The sequence below is a fragment of the Kitasatospora sp. NPDC051164 genome (assembly GCF_044455625.1).
In the GTDB taxonomy this organism is placed as follows: domain Bacteria; phylum Actinomycetota; class Actinomycetes; order Streptomycetales; family Streptomycetaceae; genus Kitasatospora.
Genome location: NZ_JBITFB010000098.1, coordinates 1 through 5,694 on the forward strand (window position 1 = coordinate 1; position 5,694 = coordinate 5,694).

Here is a 5,694-nt window from a genome sequence, read left to right on the forward strand (position 1 = left end):
GCGCTGCACGGCCTGGTCGCCTCCGACGGCAACCCCAAGGACCGGCACAAGACCTGGCGACTCGAAGGCGCCGCCGGACTGGACGCCGCCGGGCACGTCCTCGGACTCACCCGCCCCGAGATGGGTTCAACGGCCAAGGGCGCCGGCGCCTCGGGCGCACCCCACGCGATGGCCGTCAACGAGACCGTGGTGGCATTGGTGCGCGGCGGCACCGCCCGGGCGCACCGGGCGGGATCGGATCGGTGACGTCTTGGGAGACCGAGCTGGAGTTCGTGCTGCCGGGCGGGCGGCGCAAGGTGCGCCCGGACGGCGTGTGGCAGGCCCTGGGCCATGGCTGCCAGGTGACGGTGTGGGAGACGGTCTACCGGCACGTCCTGCCGGGTGCCGATGCCGTTGACCGTTCAGCCGAGCCACCAACGACGGACCGGCACGTACAACCCGTAGATCAACCAGCAGGGCCGGAACGGCGCGGCAAGCAGGCCAGCGCGGTGCGGCGACGTCGCCGGCGCGCCCGGTGTAGGCCGGCCGCCGTCGTGTTGTCCGCTGTTCCGCCTGGTACCCGGCCCAACAGCCGTCCTGGCCCGCCGGCCGGTGGCCGTCCCCGTCCTGCTCGGCTGTGTGCCGCCCGCGCTGCTGCGCCCCGATGCGGTCTGCTGCGGCCGGGCCGCCGTCAGTCGCTGCCGCCTCGCCGCACCCTCGCCGGTGCCCGTCCGCAGTCCGGCTGCGCCGCGGCCCCGCTGCCGCTCGCCGCTGGAGCTGACGGAGAAGGCCGACCCCAACCGGCTGGAGTGCCCGCGGTGCGTCAGCGACCGGGAGACGCAGGGGCTGAGTCCGCTGGTGCAGCCCGCCCCGATCAAGCGCGTGCTGATGGCCGCGCGCCTCTCCCCGCCCCGGCAGACCCGTGGCCGAAGGCCCCGTTGCAGCACGCCAAGCTCTACCCGCCCAAGGACCGGGTGTGAGTGCCCGGCTGGCCACCGCCCGGTGCAAGCAGACGGGTGGCCAGCCAGTGGTGCTCCTCCAGCAGGCAATGGTGTGTCGGAGACGCAGATCGTGTCACGTGAGCGCGGCGAGCTTGGAACGAGCAGCTTGGTCCGCTACCACTCAGGCCTCGGTCTCGCTGCGCTCGTCGGCGTAGTCAGAAGCCATGTGGCTATGTACGCGGGTTGTGCCGTCGTTTCGACATGAGATTGGGAGTCGCGCGTCTGCTCGAATAGGCGCTGTTCGCGAGAATGGGAGTCACCCGCGCTTCGGCTGGCGGCATGTGACACGAGGAGCCCCCGTCCGCTGCGTGGAGTCCGGCAGCGGGAGCGGGCACTACGGGCTTACCCGGGGGTGGGATGTGCGGCCGGGTGGGTTAGAGGGTGATGCACTGGCCGGTGCGGACGCCGGTGACGGTGTTGGGGTGGCCGTCGTTGGTGGGGGGCGGGGTGTTGCCCGAGCAGAACAGGGAGCCGCCGATGGTGTTGCCTTCGATCTCGGGGCGGTTGTCCTCGGGGAAGGGCCCGGTGCCGGTGTTGCCGGTGACCAGCACGGTTGCGCCGATGTGGTTGCCGAAGGCCTCCAGGCCTCCGGTGTTGTTCGTCAGCTGGACCGACGACTGGATCTGGTTGGCGGCGCAGTGGTCATCGCCGGGATCGCCGATGACGACGAACCTGCTTGCTCCGTTGACGGCGAGGGAGCCGGTGACGGTGGTGCCGCACACCCCGACCAGGGTGGAGCCGAAGGAGGCAACGCTGCCCTGGACGGTGGAGTTGCCGATGAACAGGGCGGTGCCCGCCCCGGCCGTGACGCTGCCGCCGACGGCGGCGTCGACGATGCAGGTGCTCTCGCCGGTGGCGACGACGCCGGCCACGGAGCCGGTGACGGTGCGCGCGCAGTTGACCGTCTGGGTGGCGCTCTCCAGCGCGGGGGCCGGGTAGGTGGCGTCGCCGCTGTACTGGGCGGTCAGGGTGTGGCTGCCGGGCAGCAGGTTCGACCAGGTCAGCTGGGCCTGGGCGCAGTGGTCGCCTCCGCCGGGGGTCAGTGGGGCGCTGCCGAGGGTGGCGCCGCCGTCGGCGAAGGTGACGGTGCCGGTCGGGGTCGTGGTCGAACCGCCGTTGGGGCAGACGGTGTCGGTGAGCGTGACCGGGTGCCCGAACAGCGACGGGTTCGGCGAGGTCGTGAGCACGGTCGTCACCGTGGGCTGGGTGAGGTAGCTGATGGTGATGCTCGCGGCAGCGCTGGTCACCGTGGGGCCGGTGCCGCCGGCGGGGACGAGGGACGAGCCACCGCCCCCACCACCCGCACTCCCGGCCGGGGTGATCAGGGGGTTGATGTTGCCACCGCCGCCTCCGCCGTAGTAGCCCGCGCCGCCTCCGCCGCCCGTGTTCAGGCCGCCGTTGCCGCCGGTGCCGAGCGTGCCGGGCACACCGGACTGCGTCCCGCCGCCCCCAGCACCGCCGGCCCCGCCCTGGGTGGCTGTGCCCGCCCCGCCGCCGATTCCACCGCTGCAGGCCCCGTCTGCGCCCGGCTGGCCGGCATCCCCACCCGGGCTTCCCGGGCAGGGGAATTGACCGGCTTCACCGGCTCCACCGCCGCCCGCGGCCACGATGAGGCGGGAGTCGGTGGTGGTGAGGGGGGTGGTGCGGGGTTGGGTGCGGATGTCGGAGGCTCCGCCGCCGCCGCCGCCGAAGTGAGTGTTGCCGCCTCCGTTGAAGCCGCCGGTGCACAGCGAGAACGGGTAACAGGATCCGTTGTTGGTGGCGGTGCCGCCGACTTCGACGTAGAGCGTCTGTCCGCCGGACAGTCCGGTAAGAGTGCCTGACACTTGAGCGCCACGGCCGCCGCTCACCACAGCACCGACCCCCTGCAGGCCGCCGGCCGCGCCGATCGCCGTGACGTCGACCTGCGTGACGCCGCCCGGGACGGTGAACGTCTGCTCGGCGCCGGTGAAGGCGAATGTGCAGGTGGTGGTGTTACCGGAGGTCGTACAGGTGCCCTGCGCGTGGGCGGTCCCGGACAGCGCCACCGGGGTGATACCGGCGGCACAGAACATGCCGGCCGCAACGGCCAGCGCACGTCCACGGCGGGCGGCCGAACCGGGGCGGCGCCCGCTCACGACCGCGCCCGGCTGACCGGCGGCAGCCGGCGGTGAGAATTTCACGATGCTGCTCCCAAGAAGGCGGGGGAAGGGGTGGTTCGGCAGGGGGCTGCCGTCCGCCACTCTGGATCAGACCGTCCGGGCCGAGGCCGGGACACCGACCTGACACACCGCCGAATCACCCCGGCGGGCCCGCCCACCTGACATGCGCGCAAGACCGGAGCGCGAACCCGACCTCCGTCGCCCAGGACGCCACCAGGCCGGGCCCGGCAGGCGGGTGGTGCTGTCGAAACCCGTGAACATTCCGCCGCGGTCTCGGAAGCCTCGTGCCTCCCGAATCGGTGTCGAAGTGCTGCCCAAACTCGTGGACGAAGCCACGAGGTATTCGCCGAGTACGAACGTCTGAACGTCGACTGCGTCCTGCTGTCGGTGATGGTCGACGACGCGCCCCGGGCCCGCGTGGCCCAGGCGTACGGAACGCTCTACAACTACTGGCTGGGCTACTCCGTCCCGGCGCAGTTCAGCAACACGGTGCCGTCCGGGATCGTGGGGCCCGGTGGGCGGTGGCTGGCGCGCTGTCGCGCGGACGGACACCCCGCCCTGGCCATCGCCGACATCGACCTCCACTCCAAGGACGAGGACATCAACGCGGCCACTCGTTACGCCCGCCCGTGGCGCCGCTCAGCCCGAGCCGGGCTCTACGACGAGCGGGTCCCGATCGGCGACCCCCGCAGCGGCAGCCGCACAACGTTCTGAGGCCGTCCAGTTACGGCCCTGCCTGACGTGCTGAGTCACAGACAGGTCCGCCTTGGCCAGGTAACGCGGAAACTCCCGGCGGGCCACCGCGCCGGTCCCACTCGTCGCCTACAGCTCGGTCCACCCGCACGCCCGTCCGCTGCTGCTGAGCGGGTGCCAGATCGGCGCGGCGGGGCTGCGCTGGACCAGGTCCTCGATCCGGGCGGCGTCGGCCGGGACGGCGGTGAGCATCTCGGCGACGGCCGGCTTCTTCTCGGCGGCCAGCCGCAGGTCCGCCACGGCCGACCGCATCCCGGAGGCCGCCGTGCCGACCAGGACCACCAGCAGTCGTGGGAACGCCCTCCAGCGCCGCTCCCACGCCCGTCCCGACCCGTCCTCGCCCGCCTGCTCCCAGACCCGGGCGCAGGCCGCCGGCTGCGCCGCGGTCTGTTCGTCGCCGGCGCCGGGGCGGTGGCGTTCGATGAACGCCCGCAGCCGGTGCCGCTCGTCTCCGGTGCCGGAGGTGTAGGCGAAGGTGGGCGGCGGGCCGGTACACCCGGCCCTCGCCGGCGGGCAGCTCCGGGTGGGGGAGGAGGTCGAGCGGGCCGCAGGCCTCGCCGCGGGCGCGGGCGTCGGTGACGAAGGCGGCGTGGATCCGGCCGACGTCCAGCAGGTGCTCGCGCCCGTGTCGCACCGCTGGCTTCTCCGGGCCGACATCGGGACCCCGCGGACCGGCCGAGGTCCACGACGCTGGCGAGGCTATGAAAGCTGAAGCCGACGCTGGGATCGATGCCAGCTCCTTCCGCACCATCTGGCGCGTTCTGGGCGCGTTCGACGCGCACGATCAGCGCTTGAGTTGGCGGGTGGGGCGAGACCTAGAAGCGCCGCGCCCACTTCTTCAAGGAAAAGGCGAGAATGCCGAGGAACGCCCAGACAGCGATGGAAGCGACGGACAGCAGTCCGAGCAGCGTCATGCCGAGCGTCGCCCAGAACCCGGAGATCGACGTGAAGACCAGCAGGACAGTGAAGGCAATCAGGATGAGCGGCCCGATGACGGCCACCAGCCCGAGTGCGGCTCGTGCGGCAACGTGCGATGGGCGGGACATGTTTCCCTCCTGAGACAGACGTCCTGCCAGTATTCCGGGCGTGACGGCGGCCGAGGTGAGTATGCGTACTCAATTGCCGGATCCCTGCTGCGTGGGGTCCCGCCTGCCGGTGTCCGGCCCGCTGGATGTACCTGCCCGGCTCCCACGGATCGCCAGTCTCCAAGAGGCAGCCCGTATCGGGCAGGACCAGATTCTCCACACGTCGTGCGGGATCACCGAGTTGACCCATGCCCGGAAGCTAGCAGAAACCTGCCCTGAGCTGTACAAATGTCAAAGTTAGTTCAGTCAACGGCTCGACGTCACCGGCTGGGATGCCGAGCAGCTCGCCGACGGGGCCGCGCTGGCCACCGAGATCGGCCGGTACGGCGCCGGTGGCCGCACCCACTACGAACCTCGCCCCGCAGATCCCTCCCGCTGGGACTGGTCCGGCGACACCCCCTGACACCACCATCGGGACCACCCCGGCAGCAGCGCGGCTCCCGCCCGCACACACTGGGAAGAGACCGGTCCGCGCCGCCCGAACCCCCGAGCGGGTAGCGGACCGGCGGTGACCGGGCCGGTCCGGACGCGGGTGTGCGCGGTGCTGGTCCACGACGGCCGCCTTTGCCTGATCCGCCGCCAGCGCGCGGCCGGCCTCCAGCACTCGCTGCCCGGCGGTGGCCGGCCTGGGCCGCTGTCCTGGCTGGCGCCTCGTCGCCATCCGAGCCCGTCCGTGGCCAGCGGTGGTGGTGTGGGTCGCTTGGGTCGCTGTGCCTGGTCGGCGCGCTTTCCGTG

The 5,694-nt window shown here is 72.3% G+C and carries 4 protein-coding genes and 1 pseudogene; 2 read left to right on the top strand and 3 right to left on the bottom strand.

Going from position 1 to position 5,694, the window contains the following annotated elements; all coding sequences use genetic code 11:
* Positions 1–246, top strand: a pseudogene (locus tag ACIBEC_RS47430) (hypothetical protein); the annotation flags it as partial.
* 1,108 nt (positions 247–1,354) lie between these two features.
* Here ACIBEC_RS47430 and ACIBEC_RS47435 read toward each other — a convergent pair.
* On the bottom strand, positions 1,355–3,142 hold the full coding sequence (locus ACIBEC_RS47435; protein ID WP_360510172.1) for an Ig-like domain-containing protein: 1,788 nt from the start codon (positions 3,140–3,142) through the stop codon (positions 1,355–1,357).
* A 366-nt stretch (positions 3,143–3,508) separates the two neighbouring features.
* Between ACIBEC_RS47435 and ACIBEC_RS47440 the strand changes: the two genes are divergently transcribed.
* Positions 3,509–3,835, top strand: a complete 327-nt coding sequence (locus ACIBEC_RS47440) for a hypothetical protein (protein ID WP_360510174.1) — start codon at positions 3,509–3,511, stop codon at positions 3,833–3,835.
* Between the two features lie 108 nt (positions 3,836–3,943).
* On the opposite strand, the gene ACIBEC_RS47445 is transcribed toward ACIBEC_RS47440, so the two are convergent.
* Together ACIBEC_RS47445 and ACIBEC_RS47450 are read right to left on the bottom strand one after the other, a co-directional pair.
* Positions 3,944–4,531: a hypothetical protein gene (locus ACIBEC_RS47445; RefSeq protein WP_360510176.1), complete on the bottom strand. Its 588-nt coding sequence runs from the start codon at positions 4,529–4,531 to the stop codon at positions 3,944–3,946.
* Between the two features lie 158 nt (positions 4,532–4,689).
* Entirely contained in the window at positions 4,690–4,920 is a 231-nt protein-coding gene (locus ACIBEC_RS47450) for a hypothetical protein (RefSeq protein ID WP_360510178.1), read from the bottom strand.
* Between the last annotated feature and the right edge of the window lie 774 nt (positions 4,921–5,694).